The sequence below is a fragment of the Streptomyces neyagawaensis genome, assembly GCF_023516595.1.
Lineage (GTDB): Bacteria > Actinomycetota > Actinomycetes > Streptomycetales > Streptomycetaceae > Streptomyces > Streptomyces neyagawaensis.
In genome coordinates, this window is sequence record NZ_JAMGBG010000208.1 from 1 (window position 1) to 22,428 (window position 22,428).

20 protein-coding genes are annotated in these 22,428 nt (G+C 69.8%); 9 read left to right on the top strand and 11 right to left on the bottom strand.

The window, feature by feature from the left end:
* The 5 genes from M8J73_RS43490 to M8J73_RS43510 form a co-directional block, all read left to right on the top strand.
* Positions 1 to 687 (top strand): alpha/beta hydrolase (locus tag M8J73_RS43490; RefSeq protein ID WP_249829879.1); only part of this gene is annotated, 687 nt, incomplete at its 5' end.
* A 166-nt stretch (positions 688 to 853) separates the two neighbouring features.
* On the top strand, positions 854 to 1,885 hold the full coding sequence (locus M8J73_RS43495) for a winged helix-turn-helix domain-containing protein (RefSeq protein ID WP_055539302.1): 1,032 nt from the start codon (positions 854 to 856) through the stop codon (positions 1,883 to 1,885).
* A gap of 35 nt (positions 1,886 to 1,920) precedes the next feature.
* A complete protein-coding gene (locus tag M8J73_RS43500; RefSeq protein WP_055539303.1) occupies positions 1,921 to 2,385 on the top strand; it encodes a hypothetical protein in 465 nt (154 codons plus the stop codon).
* 130 nt (positions 2,386 to 2,515) lie between these two features.
* A complete protein-coding gene (locus tag M8J73_RS43505; protein WP_055539304.1) occupies positions 2,516 to 2,977 on the top strand; it encodes a VOC family protein in 462 nt (153 codons plus the stop codon).
* Between the two features lie 371 nt (positions 2,978 to 3,348).
* Positions 3,349 to 4,311 carry an ATP-grasp domain-containing protein gene (locus M8J73_RS43510; protein ID WP_055539305.1) on the top strand — a complete coding sequence of 321 codons (963 nt, stop codon included), beginning with the start codon at positions 3,349 to 3,351 and terminating at the stop codon, positions 4,309 to 4,311.
* Positions 4,312 to 4,323: 12 nt separating this feature from the next.
* Here the strand turns inward: M8J73_RS43510 and M8J73_RS43515 are convergent, their stop codons facing one another.
* The 5 genes from M8J73_RS43515 to M8J73_RS43535 all read right to left on the bottom strand — a co-directional run bounded on the left by M8J73_RS43515 (position 4,324) and on the right by M8J73_RS43535 (position 10,600).
* On the bottom strand, positions 4,324 to 5,496 hold the full coding sequence (locus M8J73_RS43515; protein WP_055539306.1) for an ROK family transcriptional regulator: 1,173 nt from the start codon (positions 5,494 to 5,496) through the stop codon (positions 4,324 to 4,326).
* A 43-nt stretch (positions 5,497 to 5,539) separates the two neighbouring features.
* The gene (locus M8J73_RS43520; RefSeq protein WP_055539307.1) at positions 5,540 to 6,625 is read right to left on the bottom strand and encodes a phosphotransferase; all 1,086 of its coding nucleotides are present in this window, start codon (positions 6,623 to 6,625) and stop codon (positions 5,540 to 5,542) included.
* 35 nt (positions 6,626 to 6,660) lie between these two features.
* On the bottom strand, positions 6,661 to 8,010 hold the full coding sequence (locus tag M8J73_RS43525) for an aspartate aminotransferase family protein (RefSeq protein ID WP_079054901.1): 1,350 nt from the start codon (positions 8,008 to 8,010) through the stop codon (positions 6,661 to 6,663).
* Between the two features lie 111 nt (positions 8,011 to 8,121).
* Positions 8,122 to 9,375, bottom strand: coding sequence for an SLC13 family permease (locus M8J73_RS43530; RefSeq protein ID WP_240501340.1), 1,254 nt, complete (start codon positions 9,373 to 9,375; stop codon positions 8,122 to 8,124).
* A gap of 103 nt (positions 9,376 to 9,478) precedes the next feature.
* Positions 9,479 to 10,600: a PrpF domain-containing protein gene (locus M8J73_RS43535; RefSeq protein WP_055539309.1), complete on the bottom strand. Its 1,122-nt coding sequence runs from the start codon at positions 10,598 to 10,600 to the stop codon at positions 9,479 to 9,481.
* 169 nt (positions 10,601 to 10,769) lie between these two features.
* Here M8J73_RS43535 and M8J73_RS43540 point away from each other — a divergent pair, with 169 nt between their 5' ends.
* A complete protein-coding gene (locus tag M8J73_RS43540) occupies positions 10,770 to 11,723 on the top strand; it encodes a LysR family transcriptional regulator (protein WP_249829880.1) in 954 nt (317 codons plus the stop codon).
* Positions 11,724 to 11,814: 91 nt separating this feature from the next.
* On the opposite strand, the gene M8J73_RS43545 is transcribed toward M8J73_RS43540, so the two are convergent.
* On the bottom strand, positions 11,815 to 13,173 hold the full coding sequence (locus M8J73_RS43545; protein WP_249829881.1) for a glycoside hydrolase family 43 protein: 1,359 nt from the start codon (positions 13,171 to 13,173) through the stop codon (positions 11,815 to 11,817).
* A 215-nt stretch (positions 13,174 to 13,388) separates the two neighbouring features.
* Between M8J73_RS43545 and M8J73_RS43550 the strand changes: the two genes are divergently transcribed.
* The gene (locus tag M8J73_RS43550; RefSeq protein WP_107424040.1) at positions 13,389 to 13,913 is read left to right on the top strand and encodes a DinB family protein; all 525 of its coding nucleotides are present in this window, start codon (positions 13,389 to 13,391) and stop codon (positions 13,911 to 13,913) included.
* Between the two features lie 581 nt (positions 13,914 to 14,494).
* A complete protein-coding gene (locus M8J73_RS43560) occupies positions 14,495 to 15,034 on the top strand; it encodes a hypothetical protein (protein WP_055540524.1) in 540 nt (179 codons plus the stop codon).
* A 127-nt stretch (positions 15,035 to 15,161) separates the two neighbouring features.
* On the opposite strand, the gene M8J73_RS43565 is transcribed toward M8J73_RS43560, so the two are convergent.
* The 3 genes from M8J73_RS43565 to M8J73_RS43575 form a co-directional block, all read right to left on the bottom strand.
* On the bottom strand, positions 15,162 to 16,127 hold the full coding sequence (locus M8J73_RS43565) for a YihY/virulence factor BrkB family protein (RefSeq protein WP_055540525.1): 966 nt from the start codon (positions 16,125 to 16,127) through the stop codon (positions 15,162 to 15,164).
* Between the two features lie 107 nt (positions 16,128 to 16,234).
* Positions 16,235 to 17,152, bottom strand: a complete 918-nt coding sequence (locus M8J73_RS43570; RefSeq protein WP_079055022.1) for a ribosome-inactivating family protein — start codon at positions 17,150 to 17,152, stop codon at positions 16,235 to 16,237.
* A 186-nt stretch (positions 17,153 to 17,338) separates the two neighbouring features.
* Complete coding sequence (locus M8J73_RS43575; protein WP_249829882.1) at positions 17,339 to 18,103, bottom strand: alpha/beta fold hydrolase; 765 nt, start codon at positions 18,101 to 18,103, stop codon at positions 17,339 to 17,341.
* A gap of 117 nt (positions 18,104 to 18,220) precedes the next feature.
* On the opposite strand from M8J73_RS43575, the gene M8J73_RS43580 reads away from it, so the two are divergent.
* Positions 18,221 to 19,324: a protein kinase family protein gene (locus M8J73_RS43580; protein WP_206188074.1), complete on the top strand. Its 1,104-nt coding sequence runs from the start codon at positions 18,221 to 18,223 to the stop codon at positions 19,322 to 19,324.
* Positions 19,325 to 19,423: 99 nt separating this feature from the next.
* Here the strand turns inward: M8J73_RS43580 and M8J73_RS43585 are convergent, their stop codons facing one another.
* Together M8J73_RS43585 and M8J73_RS43590 are read right to left on the bottom strand one after the other, a co-directional pair.
* A complete protein-coding gene (locus M8J73_RS43585) occupies positions 19,424 to 21,013 on the bottom strand; it encodes an alpha/beta fold hydrolase (RefSeq protein WP_249829883.1) in 1,590 nt (529 codons plus the stop codon).
* The coding region (locus M8J73_RS43590; protein WP_249829884.1) for an alpha/beta fold hydrolase at positions 21,013 to 22,428 on the bottom strand (1,416 nt) is incomplete at its 5' end. The genes M8J73_RS43590 and M8J73_RS43585, both read right to left, overlap by 1 nt.

Below are 22,428 nucleotides of genomic sequence, written 5' to 3' on the forward strand. Positions count from 1 at the left end.
TACACGCTGGTGTACCGGCTGATGTTCAACATCAACGAGGGCAAGGTCATCTGGCCGTCGCTGGGCGCCGCCCTCAAGAAGGCGCAGCTGCGGGACAACACCTCGTTCCTGCTGCGTCCGCCGTCCCCGGCGAGCTTCGACTTCCTCGGCCCGAACGTGGCCGTCGAGTGCGTGGACAAGGACTACCCCAAGAGCCTGCGGAAGCTGTACCGGAACGTGACGGACAACGCCGAGGACGCGCCGCTGCTCGGCCCGGCCATGGCCTACGGTCCGCCCACCTACGACCACCAGCACGCCACCGCGTGCGTCCAGTGGCCCGCTCGGACGCCCAGCCGCTACGACGGCTCCTTCCGGGCCCGGGGTTCGGCGCCGCTCCTGGTTCTCGGCACCACCGGTGACCCGGACACGCCGTACCAGGACGCGGTCGCTCTGTCCCGGCAGTTGGACAACGCCTCACTGCTGACGTTCGACGCCGAGGGGCACACGGCGTTCGGGCGCAGCGTCTGCGCGACGGACGCGGTCGTGGACTACCTCGTCGACCTGGAGGTCCCGGCCGCCGGGACCACCTGCGCGGACGAGACGCAGCCGCCGTCCTCCGCCCCGAAGGTCGCCCCGCCCGGGACGACGCTGAACGAACTGCGCAACGGCGTCGACGAGCGCGTGGAGCGCATCGGCGACGTGAGCTGACCGGCTCGCGCTGCGGGCTGGTCCATGAGCGGACGGCTCCGATCGCCGGAGCCGTCCGTCCGACACGAAACCGGAGGCGCCCGCCCCTTGATGGCGCGCCCCGGGTTTCGTCCGAGCGCACACGTTCGTGCGCGGCTGACCAAGGCGAGTCCGGGAGAGCGAGCCGGTGGGACTGCGCATTCACTTCACGTACGAGGACCTGGCCCGGGTGGTGTTGGCGGAGGAGCCCGATCCGCTGTGGGAGGGGCTGCTCAGCCTTCATCTGCTGCAGAACCGCGACGGCCCGCTGGTCTTCGGCCACTGGCGGCGGGCCACGCGGGGCTCCTTCGACCCGGCGCTGTCCCGGCTGCGTCATCTCGCCCCGCCACGCGGCTACTCGGCGGACTTCCTGACCCCGGGAAGCGCCTCCGCCGGGTTCGAGGCGGGAGTGGACGCACTGCTCTCCACACCCCGCGCCCGCCTGCGGACCGACCTGACGGAACTGTCCCTCACCCGCCCCCTGCCCAGTTGGGCGCGCCCGCTCGCCGACGGCGACACCCAGGCACTGCGGGGGCTCGGCGGCCTGGTCCGACGGCATCACGAACGGTTCGTCGCCCCCTTCTGGACCCACGTCCGCACCCGTTTCGACGAGGCCCGGTCGGTCGCGGCCAGGGCCATGCTCAGGTCGGGTTTCGCCGATCTGGCGGCGGGGCTGCATCCGAGTGTGCGCTGGTCGGCGCCGGTGCTGTACATCGCGGGCGCCCATCTGCGGGGAGACCTCCACTTACAGGGCCGAGGTCTGCGGATCATCCCCTCCTTCTTCTGCTGGCCCGGCCCGATCGTGCTCAAGGACGGCTCCCTGCCGCCGGTGCTCGTGCACCCGGTGACCCATGACCCCCGCTGGCTGGCGCCCCCGCGAACGGCCGGTGCCGGCACCCACCAGGCGCTGGCCGCGCTGCTCGGGAGGTCACGGGCCGCCGTCCTGGAGGAGGTGGTCGAGGGCCGGACCACGAGCGAGATGGCGCTGCGCCTGGGGATCAGTCCGGCGACCGTCAGTCACCATGTGGCGGTGCTGCGGGAGTCGGGCCTGCTCACGAGTCGGCGCATCGGCGGCGCCGTTCTGCACACCGTCACCGGTCTGGGCACCGACCTTCTGGGAAACGGTCCGACCTGCGGCATTCGGCCACGCCCGAAAGCCGTGGTCCGGGTCGACCGGTGACGGGACCATGGGGCAGGCACGAGGAGGGAGTTCGCATGACTTTCCGCAAAGTGGCCGCGGCATTGTTCGCGGCAGCGGCGATCGCGGTCTCGACGGTCGGGCTCGACGGTACGGCCGCCGCCCACACCGACAGCTCCAGCGGCGGCACCGGCATCCTCACCTCCGAGGACGCCCGGCAGCCGTCGCTGACGGCGGCTCAGATGAGGAACGCGGTGGCACCAGAAGCGGCCGGATCCGGCGCCTCGGCCGCCGCCTCGCTGAACTGCGCGTACTACTACGTGTGCGGGAAGGGGGCGAACGGCAACAGATTCGACTACACCACGTGCAACACGACGTACACCCTGCCCAACCTCGTGGGCTGGGGTTCCCTCCACAACAACCAGACGCCGGGGACCAGGGCCCACTTCTACGACGCGAACGGCGCGTGGATGTTCTCCATCGACGCCCCCGCCAGGAATGACGTGTTCTGGACACCGGTCTGGTACGTCATCGCCTGCTGAGCCGACAGCCGGCCCGGTCGGTATGGGGTGCGGAACTCGGGCGTTCACGGGTGTCGAGGGCGGGGCGCCGGCTCCGTCCTCGGTATACCGGTGGATTCAGAGGACCGCACCACGCAGAGGGAGAACCGTCATGACGCTTCAGCGGATGGACAACGTCGGCATCGTCGTCGCAGACCTGGACGCCGCCGTCGCCTTCTTCACCGAGCTCGGCATGGAGGTCGAAGGCACGGCACAGATCGAGGGCCTCTTCGCGGACCAGGCCGTCGGACTCGACGGCGTCCGCAGCGACATCGCGATGATGCGGACCCCTGACGGCCACGGCAAGCTGGAACTCGCCCAGTATCACGCCCCCGCGGCGATCGGGGACGCCTCGCACAACCCGCCGGCCAACACGCTGGGCCTGCATCGGGTCATGTTCGCCGTCGACGACCTCGACGACACCCTCGCCCGTCTGCGCCCCCATGGCGCCGAACTCCTCGGCGAAGTGGCGCGCTACAAGGACATCTACCGGCTCTGCTATCTCCGCGGCCCGTCCGGCATCATCCTCGCGCTGGCCGAACAGATCGGGCTGACGGAGGGTTCGGAAGGTTGATACAGATTTCACCAGTGGAATGAGCAACGATCTGGGGGACTCGGTCAGCGATCGCTTTGACACGCCCGATGCATGGTGATCCCATGGAAAGAGGGTTGATTGATCGTAGGAACGGATGCGAACCATGGCCTCGGAATCCGGAAACCCACGCCCTATCGTTTTCCTCGGTACGCCGCCGGGCAGTGTGAGCACCCCGGTACCTCAGGAACTCAGAGAATGGGAAGCGGCAGTCATTCGTTTCGCGGAACTGAGGGATGACATCCCGGAGGGATCCGGCGGATCCTGCGCCTTCTCCGTGAGTGGGACCCCCTCTGAACCCGATGACTCCAAAGTGGACTACACCCTTCTGTAGTCGGCCTCGGAGGTGAACGGTGCGGCAGGGCCATCTCGCGATACTCACCGAGTCGGCGGATCTCCACGCCCTGCTCATCCAGCGGGTACTCCATGACCGCGGACGGGTCGCCTGCGACGTCATCGAGACGGACAGCCTCTGCGGGGACGGCGGATTGAGCTGGTCGGACACCCGAAGCCGTATGGCCGTCAAGGGCGGGGGTTACCTTGACGTCGGGGACCTCGATGTCGTCTGGTGGCGGCGCGGCAGCAATGCGCAGAAGATCCCGCCGGGCATCACCGACAGCGCCGATGTGGAAGTCATCAACAACGACTGCCGTACGGCATTGGCCGGAGCGTTCTGGAACGACTTCCACGGCACGTGGGTGAGCGATCCCCACGCCACCGCCATGGCCGAGAACAAGCTCGTTCAACTGCGGGCCGCACAGGCCGCGGGACTACCCGTACCGCGTACCCTCGTCAGCCAGGACCCGGAAGAGATCAGAAGTTTCTGCCGGTCGGTCGGGGGCGATGTGATCGTGAAGAGCGTGCGGGGTTGTTCTTCCGCACCGGTGTTCACGAGCAAGGTGACGGACGCCCACCTCAGAGAAGAGGCGTCCATGCGGCTGGCCCCGGCCATCTACCAGGAATGCGTTCCGGGCCAGGAGCATCTTCGCGCGCTGGTCCTCGGGGACGAGATCCATGCCGTCTCCATCCACAGCGAGGATCTGGACTGGCGGGGAAGGCTTCCCGGAGAATTCCGGATCGCCCAGGTCGACGACGCCACTCGGACCGGGCTGGTGGATGTCCTCAGGCGCCTTCGGCTGAGGATGGGTGTGATCGACATGAAGCCGGACAGCAGCGGGGTTCCTGTCTGGCTCGAGATCAACCCTCAGGGGCAGTTCCTCTTCATGCAGGCGCTCAGCGGCCTGGACCTGGTGACACCCTGCGTGACCTACTTCGAGCGGGAAGCCCTCTCCACTGCCCACAGGGTCCGCCCCTGAGCCCGAGCCCGATCAGAAGGCCGGCGCGGTGTGTCCCTGGTGGGGTCCCTGGCTGCGTGCCTTGAGCAGCGTGTCCCGTAGGTGATCGTGGGCCATGGCGAGGCAGGCGTGGACGGCGCCGTTCGCCACCGAGAGCCCCAGAACCTGGGAGACGGTGGTGATGCGGGGGACGGCCGACAGGGTGTGCTCGAGCCGCTTCCGTACGTCGGGGAGTACCTCATCCACCAACGAGCTCAACCTGCCGACGAAATAGACGGATTCTGGATCGAGGGTCACGGCGACGATGCTCACGGCGGTGGTGACCGCCGTCGTGAACGCGTGGAGCGTCTCCGCACGGGCTGAATGATGGTGAGGCGTCGGCGACAGGTCCTCGACGTGTTCGATGTCCCACCCCTGGTCGCGAGCGAACCTCACCAACCCCCCGGTACTCAGCAGCTCGTTGAGGGTGAGGCCGTCGATGCCCGAGGAGAGGGAACCGATGTCGCCGAACGCGGGGGTACGGCCACGAGCCAGTTCGTGGTCCTTGCAGGTGGCGAAGTTCAGGGTGCTGCTGACGCTGAACAGGGCGGCGTTGCGGATGCTCGTGTCGTCCGTGAGCACCTGGAGCAAGGACGCGTTCGCGTCACTGTCGAAGGTCACCGGAGCATCCAGGAGTTCGGCGACGGTTCGCTGGAGTTCCCTGCCGGAGAAGATCTTCATTCGATCGGCGGGCCGGAAGACCTCAACACCGTCGCGGACGTGGGCAGGCAGCGCCGCGACGACCTGGCGCAGTGGCCCTTGTGCGGACGCCGCCGTCTGCGCGATCAGGTCGACCAGCCACCGGCCGGCCGCGGAGACGTCGTCGTGCTCGACCGTCGGAACGATCATCTGGCCGATCTCTCGGCCGCGCAGGTCGGTCACCAGCACGCCGGTGGTCACGGCGCCGAAGCCGACCCCCACGACATGTCCGGCCGTCTCGGGCACATCGAGGTACGTCGACGGACGGCCACGCCCGACGACGGCGTCGACTCCCCCGTCCACGACGAACCCGTCGGCGCGCAGTTCCTCGACGGCCCGCGACACCGTCGCCTTGCTCAACCCTGTGACGTCGATGAGCTTGTTCCTGGTCAACGGCGCACGGGAGAGAAGCACATCAAGGACACGTGCCTTGTTGTAGTCGCGTGGTGTGGGGTTGATGCTGCTCACCTCATGACCTTATCGAGACCGTGCGTGGTCCGAACCAAAGGGCTCAGCCGGGGGCGCTCCCGCGACGGGTGCTCAGCAGGCGGGCCGCGATCTCCTCCGGGGCGACGGCCATGGCCCGCTCGACGTTGACCCAGTCGTCCCTGGCGTGCTCGAGGAGATAGTCGCGACGCTCCGGCACTCGTTCCGCGCGCCAATGGGTGACCAGCGCGCGCAGCGTGAGGCGGGCAAGCGCGGCCACGGGCAGGAGCGGGAGTTCGGTGTCCTTGATCGGACGAGCTCGCTCGTACCCCGCGACGAAGCAGCACCCCTCGTACCAGGGGTCCTCGGGCGTCCGGCCGAGCAGATTCGCGAGCGAGACGGCGGGATCGAAGATCAAGGCGCTGCGCATGCTGTCACCGAAGTCGATCACTCCGGTGACGAAGCTGTCGGTCCGTGGATCCACCAGGACGTTGTAGGGGCTGTAGTCGCCGTGGATCACCTGGGTCTCCAGCTCACCCAGCCGCGGAACGACCGCCTCATGGAAGAGGCGGAAGACTTCCCGGGCCAGCCGACGGTGCGCGGGGTCGGGCGTGTGGTCGATCAGTTCCCGCAGCTGGTCGAAGTACCGAAGGTCCCACACGAGGCGCCGATCGTCCGCTGGGTGCCTGAACGACCGCAGAGCCAGATCCACTCGCCCGAGCATCTGCCCGGCCAGGGCCAACTGGTGGGGATCGGGGTCCGTCCGCGCCAGAACGGTACCTTCGACGAAGTCGAGAACACGCAGGACCCGCACCGCGCCGTCCTTCGTCTCGATCGGCACGTGGTCGCCGCCCTCGACGGTCTGCTTGACCCGCTGGGTGGGGAGGTGAGGGGCGGCGGTTTCGAGGTGGCGCATCACCGCCGTCTGGAGAGCCACGACAGCCACCGCCTCGTCGGGCGGCGACACCTTGACCAAGTGGTCGGCCGTGTCGGTGCGCAGCCGGAACGTGTCGTCCTTCTCGGTCGCCAGCCGTTCGAGACGTCCGCTCAGTCGGTAGTGCCGGGCCAGGAGAGCGTCCACCACGTGCGTCGCGATGGGCTCGTGGGACGACGCCAGGCCGCTCTCCTCGAACAACTGCTGGGCGATACGTGCGGGGGGCGAGGTGTTCACCGTTCGGTCCCTTCGGGCGGTCGGCTTTCGGCCTGCTACAGGCGCTTCTCGGCGATCTCCGCGAAGGTCTCGAGGAATCGCGTCACGTCGTCCGAGTCGAAGGCCAACGGCGGTCGGATCTTGAGCACATTGACTGCTTCGCCGGTGCCGCTGATGAGGACACGACGCTCACGCATGTCGTTGATGACCTGGTCGGCGAGGACACGATCGGGCTCCAGCGACTCACGGTCCTTCACCAGCTCGACTCCCACGTACAGGCCGCTCCCCCGGACCTCCGCGACGTGGGGCGACTCACGGGTGAGCTCCTCGAGACCGGCGCGCAGTGCCTTGCCGTTGTCGAGGACCCGCTGCCGTACGTTCTCCGCTTCGAAGACGTCCAGAACCGCCGCGCCGGCGGCGACCGCGATCGAACTGCCCGCGAAGGTGTTGAAGTACCGGACGTTCCGTCCGAACTCGTCGCTCACCTCGGGTCTGAACACCACGCCGGAGATCGGCATGCCGTTGCCCATGGGCTTGCCCATGGTGACGATGTCCGGAACCACCTCATGGCGGCTGAACCCCCACATCGAGTCTCCGAGTCGGGCGAATCCCGACTGGACCTCGTCGGCGATGTACACACCGCCCGCGGCGTGCACTTCCTCGACCATGTCACGCAGGTAGCCGACCGGATCGGTGAAGATGCCGTCGCTGGAGTACGCGCAGTCCGTGATCAGCGCCGCGAGCCGGTAGCCGTGGCGTTCGAGGTCGTGGACGGCGCCGCGCACCTGGCTTCGCATGTGGTCGGCGAGAGATGAGCCGGGCGGGACGAGTCGCGGATCCGGAGCATCGATGACGCGGACGTTCGGCCCGAGCGGTGAACCCGCGCCGAGCGTCGGCGAGAAGCTCGCGACCTCGCGAGTGAGACCGTGGTAGGCCCAGCGTGTGACGACGATGCCCTCGCCGCCCGTGTGGAATCGCGCCACGCGTACGGCCAGGTCGTTCGCCTCCGACCCGCTGCACGCGAAGCTGACCCTGGAGAGTTCCTCGGGCATCGTCGCGAGGAGGCGCTCGGCGTAGTCGACGAGTGATTCCTGCACGTAGCGCGTGTTGGTGTTGACCGCCGCCAACTGGCGGGAGACGGCCTCGACGACGTGTGGGTGGGCGTGACCGACGCACGGCACGTTGTTGTAGGCGTCGAGGTAGTCGTTGCCGTCCCGGTCGAAGAGGTGAGCGCCCCGGCCGGAGACGAACTCGACCGGCTCCCGGTAGTTCAGCGCGTAGCCCGGGCCCAGCACCTTGTTCCGCCGTCGGACGGTGGACCGCAGGCGCTCGGGCAGGTCGCCGAGCGCCGCGGGGTCGAACCTGTTGGGGTAGTTGGCCAGCGCCGGACTCGGTGTCGACGTCATCAGCAGGTCCTCTCTCTTCAAGGCGTGCACGCATCTCGTCGTGGCTGCTTGAGGCAGAGCCTACCAGATATTGTTTCAGTTCCAGCCTGAAATATATTCACCCCGGCCCGCCTACGACCAGGGCAGGACCAGCGCTCCCCAGGCGACGATGGGACCGAGGGCGACGATTCCGCCGGTGTAACCGATGACCTGGCGGTAGAAGCGGCGGGGGTCGACGCCGCGGGCGTTGCTGAGGACGAGGGCGCCGTTGGTGGAGAAGGGGGACGTGTCGACGATCGTCGTGGAGATGGCGAGGGCCGCGATCAGTCCGGCGGCGCTGAGGTGGCTGGAGAGCAGCAGCGGGACGGCGATGGGGATGATCGCAGTCAGGATCGCGGTGGAGGAGGCGAAGGCGGATGTGATGGCGACGGTGAAGCACAGCAGGAGGGCGACGACGAGGGGTGCGCCCAGGCCCGCCGCGTGCTCGGAGATGCTCTCGATGACACCGGCCTTCTCCAGCATGGCGATGTAGGTCATCATGCCCGCGACCAGCAGCAGCGTGGACCAGCTGACGCCGTCCACGGCCTTCTCCTGCCGCTTCATGTCCACCAGGGCCAGCAGGGCGCCGGCAGCCAGGGCCAGGAAGCCGATCTCCAGGTGGAAGCCGAGGGCGCCGACGACGAGGGCGAGCAGGCAGGCGAGGGTGAGCCACTGGCGCCAGTCGGGCCTGCCGGACACGGCGAGGTCCTCGTCGGTGGCCGCGTCGTCGGTTGCCTCTGCGAGCGGCGCGGGGCGCTTGGCCAGCAGGGCGTAAGTGAGCGCCGAGAGCACGAGGTTGATGAGGAAGCTGGCACTGAACAGGGTGACCGCGGAGACGTGCAGGTCGGTCTTGTCGACCAGGCCGAGGACGAGGGCGCCCGAGACGGCGAGCGGGGAGAACGCGCCCGCGTGCCCTCCGCTGATCACCATCATGCCGACGACCAGCGGGTTGAGCTTGTAGCGGTAGGCGAAGTTCATGCCGATCGGCGCGAGGATCGCGACCGCCGCCGGCGTGAACGTGCCGAACGCCGTCAGCAGAGCCGCCACCAGGAACAGCACCCAGGGGATGAGCGCGACCTTGCCGCGCACCAGCCGTACGCCGGCCGCGACGAGCCAGTCGATGGTGCCGTTGCGGCGGGCGACGGAGAAGAGGTAGGTGACACCGACGATGGTGACGAAGAGCTTCGCCGGGAACCCCTCGAAGATCTCGTCCTCGGTGAGGCCGAGCGAGGCGGTGCCGACCGCGAAGGTGGCGACGAAGGCGAGGATGCCCAGATTGATCGGCAGCACCGTGCCGACCACGAACATCACCAACAGCGCGCCTATGGAGATCACTTCAGCAGACATCTTTGTCCTTGGTGCGATGGGGAGGGGCGCGCCCCGAGGGCGCGAGGTTGCCCCGGTGCGGACGGCTGGGGAACCGGCCGACCGAGGTGATGTTCGTCCCGCTTCAGGCGGCTCGCGTGGTGCCTGTGTCCGGGACGTAGATGCGGGCGTCGGCGAGCAGCCGTGCCGCGCGTTGCACCGTGACCCGCCGGGGCAGGCCGTCCTGTACGTCGGTGCAGCGGACCGCGACGATGCCGGCGGGGGTGCCGAGGCGCAGCCATTCGTCGGTCGGGCCGCCCGTGGTACGGCACACCACGGAGCCGGTGACGAGCCCGGCCGCCGCGACGGCGACGGCGGAGGTCAGACCGATCGCGGGATGCGGGGCGTTCATGCTGAGCATGCGCACCGAGACGTCGTAGTCCTCGGCCGCGACCGGTTCACCGAGGGTGGTGGTATACGGCACGGGCGGGCCGACCAGGCCCACCTTGGGCACCGCGTCACCCGGTTCGCTGCCCGGTTCCAGCAGCCCCATCAGCGGTGCGGCGGCATGGCGCACGGAGCGCAGCCAGGGCACGTCGGTGTCCATCCGGTCCAGGGACTCGGCGCCGGTGCGGCCGGCGTCGAGGGCGTCGACGAGGACGACGGGGGCCCCGGCGTCCACCATGGTCACCCGTACCGGCTCGGCGTCGGCGACCCGCAGGCTCTGCGCGGCCTGTCCGGTGGGGAGCAGTAAACCGGTGGTGCCGCCCGCCGGTTCGAGGAAGGTGAGGCCGACGGCGACCCCGCCGGCCCGGGTGCCGGGTACGGTCTGGCGGCCGAAGTGGTGGACGACGCCGCCGGTGGTGTCGACGAGCCCTTCGAGGACCGCGCCCGTGTTGGTGTTGCGCATCACCACGCGGGTCCGGTCGCCGGTGATCGCCACCATGCCCTTGGTGACCGCGTAGAGGGCGACGCCTGTGGCGCAGTTGCCGCAGTTGCTCGTCCACTCGACCGAGCCGGTGCCGATGCCCACCTGGGCGAAGAGGTAGTCCACGTCCACGCCGGGTTCGGAGGAGGCGCTGACCACCGCCGCCTTCGAGGTGGTGGGGGTCGCCCCGCCCACGCCGTCCAGTTCCACGGGGTCGGTGGCGCCGTACGCGGAGACCAGCAGCTTCTCCAGTCGGCCACGGTCGGCGGGGACGTCGACCTGGTTGAACAGCCAGCACTTGCTGGTGCCGCCTCGCACCAGGGTCGCGGGAGTGTGCACGTCTGAGGCTCTTTCTTGCTGAATGAGGGGAGGTGAGGGCCGAGCGGTGGTTACCGGCGCATTGCGGGCCGGTGAACCGCTCGGCGACTGCGGAGACCTTCGCAGAGGCGTGACTTCGGAACAATCGCAGTTCGCTTCACATGGGTTTAGCTCAGCTAAAGTCACAGGCATGTTGAACGTACGTCGCCTGCTGCTGCTCACCGAGGCCGCCGAGCGCGGTTCGCTCACCGCGGCGGCGGAGGCGCTGGGCATGACGACGTCCGCCGCCTCGCAGCAGATGTCCCTGCTGGAGCAGGAGGCCGGACAGCCCCTGGTCGAGCGGCTGCCGCGAGGGATCCGGCCCACACCGGCGGGCGCCGCGCTGGTCGAGCGGGGACAGGCGATCCGTCGCGAACTGCGCGCCGCGCAGGCCGACTTGGACTCCTTCACCGCCCTCGACCAGGGCACGTTGCGGCTCGGGTCCTTCCCGACGGCGAGCGCGTCCCTGCTGCCGCTCGCGCTCACCCGCTTCCGCCGCCGCCACACCGGCATCCGTATCGAGGTGCGCGCGGGCGTTCTTGCGGAACTCCGGGAGATGCTGCACACCGGGGAAGTGGAGCAGGGACTGCTCTGGGACTACGAGTGGAACCGGGTCGACGACCCGGCGCTCTCCCTCACCCACCTGCTGGACGACCCGACGGTGCTGGTGGTGCCCGCCGACTCGCCCCTGCGCACGCATCCTTCCGTGCGGCTCGGCGATCTCGCGGACCAGGAGTGGATCATCCGCGCCGACAACCACCCGGTCGCCGATGTCCTGCGCCGCGGCTGCCGCCAGGCGGGGTTCGAGCCGCGCATCGCCTACGCCTCGCACGACTACCAGGAGGCGCAGGCCATGGTCGCGGCCGGGCTCGGCATCGCGCTCGCCCCGCGCCTGGCCCTCACCAGCCGCCGCAGCGACGTACGCCTGCTGCCCTTCGCCTCCGACGTGCCCGCGCCCACCCGCCGCATCCTCCTGGCCCGCGCCGAGGCCCGCCCCGCCACCCCGCCCGCCCAGGCGATGGCCCGCGTCCTGCGCACGGTGGCGCAGCGGTTCACCGCCCCCGGGCTGCACCGGGCCCAGCTCGGGGCGGTTCGCCCCGGCTGAGGATGAGGGGTGATCCCGCGGGCCGCGGAAAGGCCGTGCCGCCGCGGAGGGGGGATCCGCGACGGCACGGCAGGGAAGGGGCAGGTCAGGGTCAGGCCCAGGGGTTCACTGCGGTGAAGGAGCTGTCGGCTCGGAATGTGTCGGTGTCCTGATAGGTCTCCACCCGGAGTTCGTAGTTGTAGTGGCGGAGGTAGCGGCCGGGGTAGTTGTACGACTCCAGGCGGACGGAGCCGGCGACGGTGCCCGGGCGGGCGCAGTAGGTGGCGTCCTTGTTGAAGACGGCCGTGTTGTTGCTGGTGTCGAAGCGGATGCGGAAGTCCCAGTGGCGGAGGTAGCGGCCGGAGGAGTCGCGGAAGGAGTAGCAGTTGGCGTCGGCGAGTCCGGGCACGACGGTGAAGGTGGCGCTCTGCTTGACGGCGGTGGTGCTGGAGCCGCTCACCGGGTCGATGTAGCCGAGGTTGTCGGAGCGGGCCACGGCGTAGCGGCTCGGGTAGTTGACGGACTGCAGTGACCGGGTGGTGTTGGTCGGCAGGGTCACACCGCCGGAGACGGTTTCCTTCAGCACGGTGAGGTGTCGGGCGAAGCCGGTGAGGCCGGGCAGCTCGGTCGGGGTCGTCCAGGTGGCGAAGTTGTCGTAGCTGTCGCTGTACCAGTACTTATGGGCGCTGTAGCCGTCGTAGTAGATGCGCCAGCCGCCGTTGTCGAGCGGGACCAGGGCCGGGCCCTCGACCCAGTCGCCGAAGCCCGCCCAGTTGCCGGTCTTCCGGAAGGTGTAGGGGCCGGTGAGGCTGGAGGAGGTGGCGTACTCGATGTACTTCGTCGTCTCGTTCTTGGTGAACGCGTGGTACGTGGAGCCGACCTTGACGATGAAGGTGTCGATGTAGTTCGGGCCGATGCCGGACAGTTGGGTGGGCGCCGACCAGGTGGTCAGCGCGGAGTTGGTCGCCGTGATCTTGTAGGCGGTGAAGTGGGTGGCGGTGCTCGCCGACGTCAGCGACATGATGACGTTCACGCTGCCGTCGGTGTCGATGAACCACTCGGGTGCCCAGGTGCGGGTGAGTCCGCTGATCGGGATCGTGTAGTTGTACAGGAACGTCCAGTTCAGCCGGTCGGTGCTGCGGGCGAAACCGATGGTGTTCCCGGTCCAGTTGGTGGTGTAGGTGATGTAGTAGAAGCCGTCGGTGTGCTTGAAGATGCTGGGGTCACGGATCAGCCCGGACGGCGGGCTGTACGCCGGGCCCTTGCGGAGGGTGAAGCCGGTGGCGTCCGGCGAGTCGTACACGTACATGTTCGACTCGCTGGAGTTGGTGAAGGCGGTCATCGTGTACCGCGTGGCCTGCCCGGCCGGCGGGGCGGCCGCGGCGGCGGTGCCCTGGAGGGCGGGGACGCCCAACAGGACCAGCAGCAGCGGCCCCAGCAGGGCGAGCAGCGTTCTCTTGCTTCTGTTCAACGTTTCCTCCGGCCTGTGCCTGTGCCCGTCTGAGCGATCACCACCGTGACAGGGAATGCCGATTTGTTCGGAATTACGAACACTGTGCGACAGCTCGTGCAGAAGATAGATTTCTGCCACGGGTGCGTCAATATTTCCGACGCGTTCCGTTCCGTTTACATCGGCGTCCGGCGAAGGCGGCTGCGGAACATGGCCGTTGCTGCGAGGGTGGGTCGATGCCTACGACACCTGACGGACGGCCCATACCGCCCCCGCACGCCGACGAACGCACCATGGTGGAGGCGTGGTTGGACTTTCACCGTGCCACGCTCGCCGTGAAGTGTGCGGGCCTCAAGGATGAGCAGTTACGGCTTCCGGCGTCGCCCTCGTCGATGACGCTGCTGGGGCTCGTACAGCACATGGCCGAGGTGGAACGCAACTGGTTCCAGCGTGTATTCGCAGGTCAGGATGTACCGCCTGTCTTCGGGGCGGACAATCTCGACGGCTTCGCGCTCCAGTCGGACCGTGGACTCGACGAGGCGACGGACGCCTGGCAGGCGGAGATCGCCCGAGGCCGTGAGCTGATCGCCGACGCGTCGCTGGACGACTCCGGGCGTCTGCCCGAACGGGAAGCGGGTCACGTCGGCGGTCCGAGTGTCTCCCTGCGCTGGATCCTGGTGCACATGATCGAGGAGTACGCACGGCACAACGGCCATGCCGATCTCATCCGCGAGCGGATCGACGGAACCACCGGCGCGTAAGACGGGCTTGTCCAGTCGCGAGCAAAGCCGCGAGACCCGGCTCGGCCGCCGTCCCGCCGGCCCCGCCGCAGGGCAGTGCCTGACCGTCAGGCACTGCCACGGCCCCCGCTCACCCCATGCGCCTGCCGGAAGGCGCCGGGGGGCGCGCCGCCGAGGCGGGTGAAGTGGGCTGCCCGGTGGCGGCCACGCAGGCTCGCGTGAGGATCTTCACGGTGTAGCCGAATCGATGGGCGCAGTCGGCGGCGCGCCGGGTCCTGGCGCAGGAGCGCTCCGACTCGGCCCGGAAACGGGCAATCGGCCGACCTGCAACAGCAGGCTGGTCAGCAGGAGTTGGAGGATTTCCGCCGCGACGGTCTCTTCCGTGCGGCCCATGCACTCCCGAACTCGCCTGTGCTTGAGGGCAGTTGACGTAACTCATGGGCGACAGGAGCCGTTTGAGCCGATCTGCGACTGCATGCCGCCATGGATGTGAAGGATTCGTGACGGACTCGTGTGCGTGCCGGATGCTGGTTCGGGCTCCGGCCCGGGATCCCGCACCACGACCAGCACACACATTCGTCGAGCCTGCCACGAGGAGTACCATGAGGAAGTTGCTCCGCCAGGGCATCATCGGCCTCTCGGCCGCCGCCTCGCTCGCACTGTTACCCACAGCGGCAACCCCCGCCCAGGCCGCTCCGTCCGCCATCCCGTCCGGGATGACCTGGACCGTGCTCGCCCAGGGCGCCGGGAACGGCACCGTCCGCGTCGGGGCGGACTCCGCGACCGACCCGTACTACGGCGACACCCCGGCCACCGCCACACTGCCCGTGCTGTGTCTGCGCGTCACCGGCAGTGGTGTGCCCGCCGGCATCACCCCGGACTTCTACGCGGGCTGGGCTCGCGGCACCGTCGCCGCCACACCTCCGGTCCAGGGCAAGACGCTGACGAGCCTCGCCGTCGCCAACAACCTCTGCGTCCAGTACTACGGCACCGGTTGGCGCATGGCCGAGTTCCACGACGGCCGCTACGGAAGCAACCTGGAGTCGAGCGGCGGCTGGTCGTTCTGGGCCCACGGGTACCTGCCCCCGAACACGCGCTTCTGGGCCACGATCAACGACCAGCCGGCCAACCCCTGGAACTGAGCGGCCGCCGCCCTCCCGACCCCACTGGTCCGCAGGTGTGACCGCGCCGTGCGGGGAGGCGTCATCGCCACGCCTTCCCGCACTGCCGCTGTCCACCGATGGGGCGCGCCACCAGCGGCCCCGTGGGTCACGGACCCGGGCCCGGGTCCGGGCGTACGGCCTCGGTGATGCCGGCCCGGGCCGCTTCGAGCTGCGCGGCGAACGCGATGCCCAGGAACAGTGCCACGCCCGTCACATTCGCCCACAGCAGCAGAGCGACGAACGCCGTCAGCGGTCCGTACACGGCACCGAACGAGCCGCTCTCCGCGACGTACAGCGCCAGCAGCCAGGTGGCCGTGACCCACAGGACCAGGTGGACCGCCGAGCCGAACGCGAGCCAGGTGTAGCCCGGCTGGTCCCTGCGGGGGGCCCAGCGGAAGATCACCGCAGACGCGACCCAGGCGAGTGCCACGCCCAGCGGCACTTCGAGGGGCCGCCACCGGTCGAGCCAGTGCTCGGACCAGCCGAGGGCCTCCACCACCGCGTTCCCCACGGCTTCCCCGGCGACGAGGACGAGGAAGCCGAGGACCATCGGCATGCCCGCCGCGAGGGCGAGCAGCAGGGCCCGCCCGTACTTGGAGAGGAACGGGCGGTCCCGTTCGATGCCGTAGATCCGGTTCGCGCCCCGTTCCACCTGCCCCATCGCCGAGGCGAGGTTGAGCACCGCGAAGGCCAGGCCCAGCCACATGGCGACGGCGTTCCACACCCCGGAGCCGGCGCTGCGGGCGGTGGCGTCGAGGGCGTCCTCGACGAGCTTCGCGCTGGCGCCCGGGACGATCCGGCCCAGGGTGAGTTCGATGATCCGCCCGACGCTCTCGGTGTGCACCGTGGTGGCCACGCCGACCAGCGCGATGGTGAACGGCACCAGGCCGAGGACCACTTGGAAGGCGAGCGAGCGGGCGTTGGTGAACCCGTCGGCGTAGCGGAAGCGGGCGAAAGCGTCGAGGAGGAGCCGACGGCCTCCGTAGCGACGCAGCGCGGTGAGCGCCTCGTCCCCGGACAGCTCCTCCCCGATCATGTCCCGGGTCTGCGGGACGTGCACGACGGTCCCCATCGCGAACGGCTCCTCCTGTCTCGATGGTCACGGCCGGACGAGAAGACGTGATCTTGCCGCCGGGAGAAACCGTACAGCTGGAGGAGCGCCGCGGTCGTGGTGCCGGGTCAGCGGGGACGTGATCCGCTCGCCAGCTCCATGTAGAAGACGTAGGCGATCAGCTGCTGCAATGTGGCGAAGGTGCGCAGGAACGCGCCGGCGCCGATCTGGAGCGGCCGTACTCCGGCGTTCTGGAGCACCCGGTAGGTCCAGTTGGAGATGGTGCCCCAGTTCTGTTGCAGGTCGACGTTCTCCTCGCCCATCTGGGCGCCGCCGGTGCCGTGGGACCTGATGTTGGTGCGGATGTTGTCGAAGATGCGGCCGAAGCGAGCGGCTTCGGACGTGGCCTGAATGATCATGACGAGCGCGTGGCTCAGGACCGACCTGCCGTTCTGGGTCTGCAGATGGGTACTGGCCCGGCCCAACTGCTGTAGGGCGTTGTCGAGTCGGGGACCGTTGATCTGGAGGTTCCGGCGGCTGTCCTGGTCGCCCGCCCCGTCGGAGAAGTTGGTGTAACTGCCGTTCCATGGGAGGGCTGTGGAGTTGACGCGCAGCAGCTCGTTGAACCTGGCGCGGCGGGACTCGTTGAAGGCGTAGTGGCCGCCGCCCGGACCTGCCTGGTAGAAGCCCGCCAGGTACAGGTCGTTGGTCCAGAAGTACAGGGCGCCCACGTAGGTGCCGTACCGGTGCACGCTCACCTGGAAGAGCGCGTTGCCGTTGGTGGTCGTCTCGTCCAGCGTGTCGCGGAAGAAGTCGTGGCCGGTGACGCGGTGCATGGCCGCGATCATGTTCCAGTACTCCTGGTGCGGGTCCTGACCGCCGTTGAGCAGGTCGTCGATGACCCAGTCGTGCACGGTGAGCGTCCGGTCGGGATCGGCGGACGCCGCGGGCGCCGCGAGGCCCAGCATGCCGATGGATAACGCCAGCGCCACGAGGGCGCCGAGCGCGCGTCGGCCCATTCGTCTGAGAACCGTCAACTGGAGCATGGGGATGAGGTGTCCTTCACGTTCTCCGGGTCCACCGGCGCACACCGGCGACGCGGAAGGGGGAGCCCCTGGCGGGGCGGGTCTCCCCGACGCTACGTCCGGGCGACCCGCCGGAGTGGACTGCGGGCGCCCCGGCTCTGACCCGACAGCGCACGCTCGCCCAGGCCCTCGGCGCGGGCGCCGCGGTCAGCGGGACGCGCTGAGAAAGGCGGTGACCTCGTCGGCGAACCGCGCGGGCGCGTCGTGGTGGACGACATGACCGGCGGGCAGCTCGGCGAGGCGGACTCCGCCGGCGCTGCGGGCGGCCATGTCCGCGGCGTGCTCGGCAGCCAGTTCGTCGCTGCGCGTTCCACGGATCAGCAGCGTGGGGCAGGACACCGCTGTCCAGTCGTCCCAGTGATCGCCGTTGAGGGCCTTCTGCGAGGCCACGGTGTCGGCGGTGTCAAAGGAGAACCCCCAGCCCCGCTCCGTCTGCCGGAAGGAACACTCCAGATAGGGGGCCGCCGTGCCCAGGGCGGCCACCAGCGCTTCCCTGGACGGCATGGCGTCGGGAAGGCGGGTGGTGAACGACCAGTCGCAGTCGACGACCGCACCGATGTCCTCGACGATCAGCGCGCTCACCAGGTCCGGGTGCCGGGCCGCGAACTGGTAGGCGTTCACTCCTCCGAGGGAGTGCCCGAGCACCGCCACGGGGCCGACCGCCAGCTGCCGGTGGAAGGCGGCCAGGTCGGCCACGTACTCGTCCCGCTCGTAGGTGCGGGAACGGTCGGAGTCTCCGTGTCCGCGTTGATCGAGGGCGATCACTCTCCACCGTGGGGTCAGTGCCGCGGCCAGCGGCGCGAACGCCGAGGCTTCGTTGTAGTGCCCGTGCAGGGCGAGAAGCGGAGCCCCCGGCCCCCCGAAGTCCAGATACGACAGCTTCCGCCCGCCCACCATGAAGAACTCGCGCATGGTGCGGATGGTAGGAGACGGCACTGACACGTCGTGACTGATCAGAGGCGCCTCGACCCGCTTCGCGGCGGCGTGGCGCGTGCGGTGCCCTGGCATGATCGGCCGGAGCAGGTCTCGATGTCGGGGAGGGAGTCACCGGTGGACGTGACCGACCCAGCGCATGCCGCGCGCGTGTCCGCCTACGCGGCCGTGGGAACACGGCTGTCCCTGTTCAGCGACCGTCGGCTGCGGGACGCGGTGGCCGCCGCGCCGAGTCTCGGGGCAGGGATCGGCGGCAGGTCGGCGGAGATGGAGGTCGAGGGCAGACGTGTCTTCGTCAAGCGGGTCCCGCTGACGGACGTGGAGTTGCTGCCGGAGCATGTGCGGTCGACGGCCAACGTGTTCGAGCTTCCCCTCTTCTACCAGTACGGGCTGGGGTCGACGGGTTTCGGCGCCTGGCGTGAGCTGGCCGCGCACCTCATGACGACGGGCTGGGCCCTGACGAACGCGTACGGGGGTTTCCCGCTGCTGTACCACTGGCGGGTTCTGCCGGACGATCCCCCTGCCGGCTTCGTCGACAAGTTCGGCGGGGTCGAGGGAGCCGTGGCGCACTGGGAGGGTTCACCGGCCGTGCGCCGTCGGCTGGAGGCCATCGGGGCGTCCTCCTCCAGCCTGGTGCTCTTCCTGGAGCATGTGCCCCAGACGCTCGCCGCGTGGCTCGGTGACATGCGGGGCACGGCCCTGCCGGGGCCGGGAGGCGAGTCGCCCTATCACTGGGTCGAGAACGCCGTGCTGCGGGGGACGGAGTTCATGAGCGCGCGCGGAATGGTCCACTTCGACGCGCACTTCCTCAATCTGCTCACCGACGGGCGGCAGGTGTACTTCGCCGACTTCGGGCTCGCGTCGAGCCTCGACTTCGAACTCTCGGCCGAGGAACGCGAGTTCCTCGCGACTCACCTCGTGTACGACCGCTCGTACGCGCCGGCCCACCTGCTGCGCCACCACCTGCCGGACGACGTGCGGGGCGGCAGCGACCACGCGGCCTTCCTGCGGGCCTGGGTGCAGGGCCGTCGTCCCGCCGCCGTCCCGGCCGACATCGGCGCGGTCCTCGACCGTCATGCTCCGCACGCGCTCGTCCTGGACGACTTCCACCACCGCCTGCTGACGGGGAGCAAGCGAACTGCCTTTCCCGCGGCCGAGGTTGAGGGGGCGCTGGTCGGCGCGTCGGCGTCAGGTGGGTGAAACCCCGACACCGATCACCCGCGAGAGCCTCCGCCCGCGCTCCGGTCCGAGAACGCTCCCGCGCTCACCCGGACCGGAGCCACGACCGCCTTCAGCGGTTCACGGTGCGATCTCGAAGCGGGGCGGTTGAACACCTGCCAGGCAGCGCGTGTTCGGCCGGTTCGGGGTCGCGAAGAAGGACGTGGTGATGGTCTGCGCGCACGGTGAGTCGGCGAAGACGACGTGGGCGACGTAGGGGACGGTGACGGCGGTGGACCGGCTCAGGGTGCGGGCCGCGTACGCGCCGTTGCTCGGCGCGGTCTGGGCGTCGAAACCGCCGGACAGAAGCAGGGTCGGGATGTCGCTGCGGGTCACGTCACGGATGGAGGGCGGCAGGGCGGGGACGTCCCAGGCGCGGCAGTCGTCGTGGAGCCAGGCGAGCTGCGGGGCGTTGGCGAGCATCGAGCGGGGGAAGGACGGGAACGCCCGCCGTCCGCCGCGGATCACGTCGGCCTCGCTCTCGTACGGGGTCCACTGGCTGCAGAAGATGCCGTAGACGAGCCCGTGCGCGACCCTGCCCATCGCCTGCGGGCTGAGCTTGCCGCCCGCCAACTGCTCGGCGATGCGCTGCGGGTTGCCGTGGGCGAGTTCGTCGATGGAGCGGGGCACGCCGGCCGCCACATGGGTGGCGGAGGTGAGCCAGGTGACCAGGGATCCTCCGTCCAGGACGACCTTCACCGGGTCCGGGTGGACGGGGACCGTCACGGTCGTGGTGATGGGGCGAGCCTCCAGTTCCCTCACCAGGCGCAGGAAGGTGGCCTTCAGCCGCGGGTAGCGGGCGTCGCAGTCGGGCTGCGCCGCACACGCCGCGAACAGGCCGTCGAAGCCCTCCCTTGCGGCCTTCCAGGTCACGGCCCCGCCGGCGATGGACGGCGGCAGGACGCCGTCGATGCCCACCGACCGGATGCCCCTCGGGTGCAGGCGCATGTAGTTGAGGGCCAGGTGGGTGCCGTAGGAGATGCCGAACACGTTCCACTGCCTGAGGCCCAGGGCCCGGCGCAGGGCGTCGTAGTCGGCTGAGCTCTCGATGTCGTTGTAGGCGCTGCGGCGGGCCCCTTGACGTGCCACCCTGTCGCGGCACACACGGGTCGCCTGGACGTGCAGGCGCCCGGTGGAGGGGGCGTTGGAGACGAGGCCGAGGGCGCGCGCGTTGAACGCGTCGATGTTGGGGCAGGTCAGCTCGGGGACGGCCGAGTAGGTGCCCCGTTGGGACATGAAGATCAGGTCGCGGTCGCGGTTCAGGCCGCCGTCGAGCGCCAGTGGGATCTCGGAGACCGCGTCGTCGCCGGGTCCGCCCGCGAACCAGACGATCGGGTCGGGTGCCGGTCTGCGGGTGGCCGCGGGCACGATCGCGACCGCGAGGGTGATCTTCCGCCCTCTGGGCCGGGAGTGGTCCTCGGGCACGGTGAGCGTTCCACAGCGGGCCGTCTCCAGAGCGGGCACCGGGTCCGCCGTCCTCGGGCAGGGGCCCGGCACGAAGCGGGCGTCACCGGCCGTACGGGCGACCGTGCCAAGGGGGGCCGGGGTGTCGGGCCCGGCCTGGGCGGGGGTCGCGGCGAGGCCGGCGACGAGGGCTCCGGTCGTGGCCGCGGCCAGCAGGATCGGGAGCCGTCCGGGGGTGCGGCGTGGGCGGGGTGGGTGAAGGGACATCAGCTGGTCTCCGGCTCGGGGGTGATGGTGAACGGCTTCGGTTCGAGTCCCGCGACGCAGCCGGTGTCGGGTGCGGTGGGACGCGTGAGGAAGGAGTCGAGGACGCTCTGTGCGCAGGGCGACTGGGGCACGACGAAGTGGCCGATCCCGGGGATGCGCACGGCGGTCGAGCGGGGCAGCGTCCGGCCCGTGTACGGCCCCCAGCCGGCGCCGGTCTTGAGGTCGAAGGTGCCGCTGACGATGAGCGTCGGCACGTTGCTGTAGGTGGCCACCCGCTGGATCGCGGTGCGGTCCGGGACGTTCCAGACACGGCACACGTCGTACTGGAAGGGCAGCTGCGGCGGCTGGGCCAGCACGCTGTCGGGCCAGCCGGGGAAGGCCCGGCGTCCCGCCTCCAACACGTCGGCCTCCGTGAAGCCGGGCGCCCACTCGGCGCAGGACACCGAGTTCGTCAGTCCGTGGGCGAACTCGCCGACAGCGGGGTTCGCGCCGGCGGCGCGGGCGCGTGCGAAGCGCTCCGGGTTGCCGTGGGCGAGTGCGTCGAGGGCCGCGGGGACGTCGACGGCGGGCAGCGCGGAGCCGTCGGCGACCAGCAGGTTCACCAGGGCTCCCCCGTCGAGCACGACCTTCACCGGATCGCCGCCGCCCGGTGGCGGCACGGTCAGGGTGAGGGGGTGCGCCTCGAGGCGGCGGACCTGCCGGGTCAGGGTGCGCGGGAGGTCCGGGTAGCGGTGCGCGCAGCGGGGCTGGGCCTCGCACGCCGCGAAGATCTCGCCGATCCCCTCGCGTGCGCTGTCCCAGGTCCACGGCAGGCTCACGATCTGCGGAGGCACCACCGAGTCGATCGCCACGGAGCGGATGCCACGGGGGTGGCGGCGCAGATAGGTCAGGGCCAGTTCGGTGCCGTACGAGTAGCCGTAGACGTTCCACCGCCTGAGGCCCAGTGCCGTGCGGAGGTCGGCGAAGTCGGCGGCGTTCTCGGTGGTGTTGTAGGAGCGCAGGTCGATGCCGGCGGCGGTGAGGCGGTCCCTGCACGCCTTCGCCGCGCGTACCAGGCGTCGGCCCGTCGAGGGCGCGTCGTAGCGCAGGCCGACGGAGACCGCGTTGAAGCGGTCGACCTCCGGGCAGGCGAGGTTCGGTCGCGAGTGGAGCCCGCCGCGCTGGGTCATGACGATCAGATCGCGGTCCTGGTTGACACCCGAGTCGATGAGGAAGGGGATGGCGCTGATCGCGTCGCCACCGGGGCCTCCTTCCATGAACACGACGGGGTCCTTGGCGGGTGACGCGGAGGCGGCCGGGATGACGGCGACGGTCAGCCGAATGGTCCTGCCGTGGCGGCGGGCGCGGTCCTCGGGGACCTCCAGGAGCCCGCACCGGCCGGGGATGGGCTCGGGGGTGTCCGGGCAGGGCGCGGG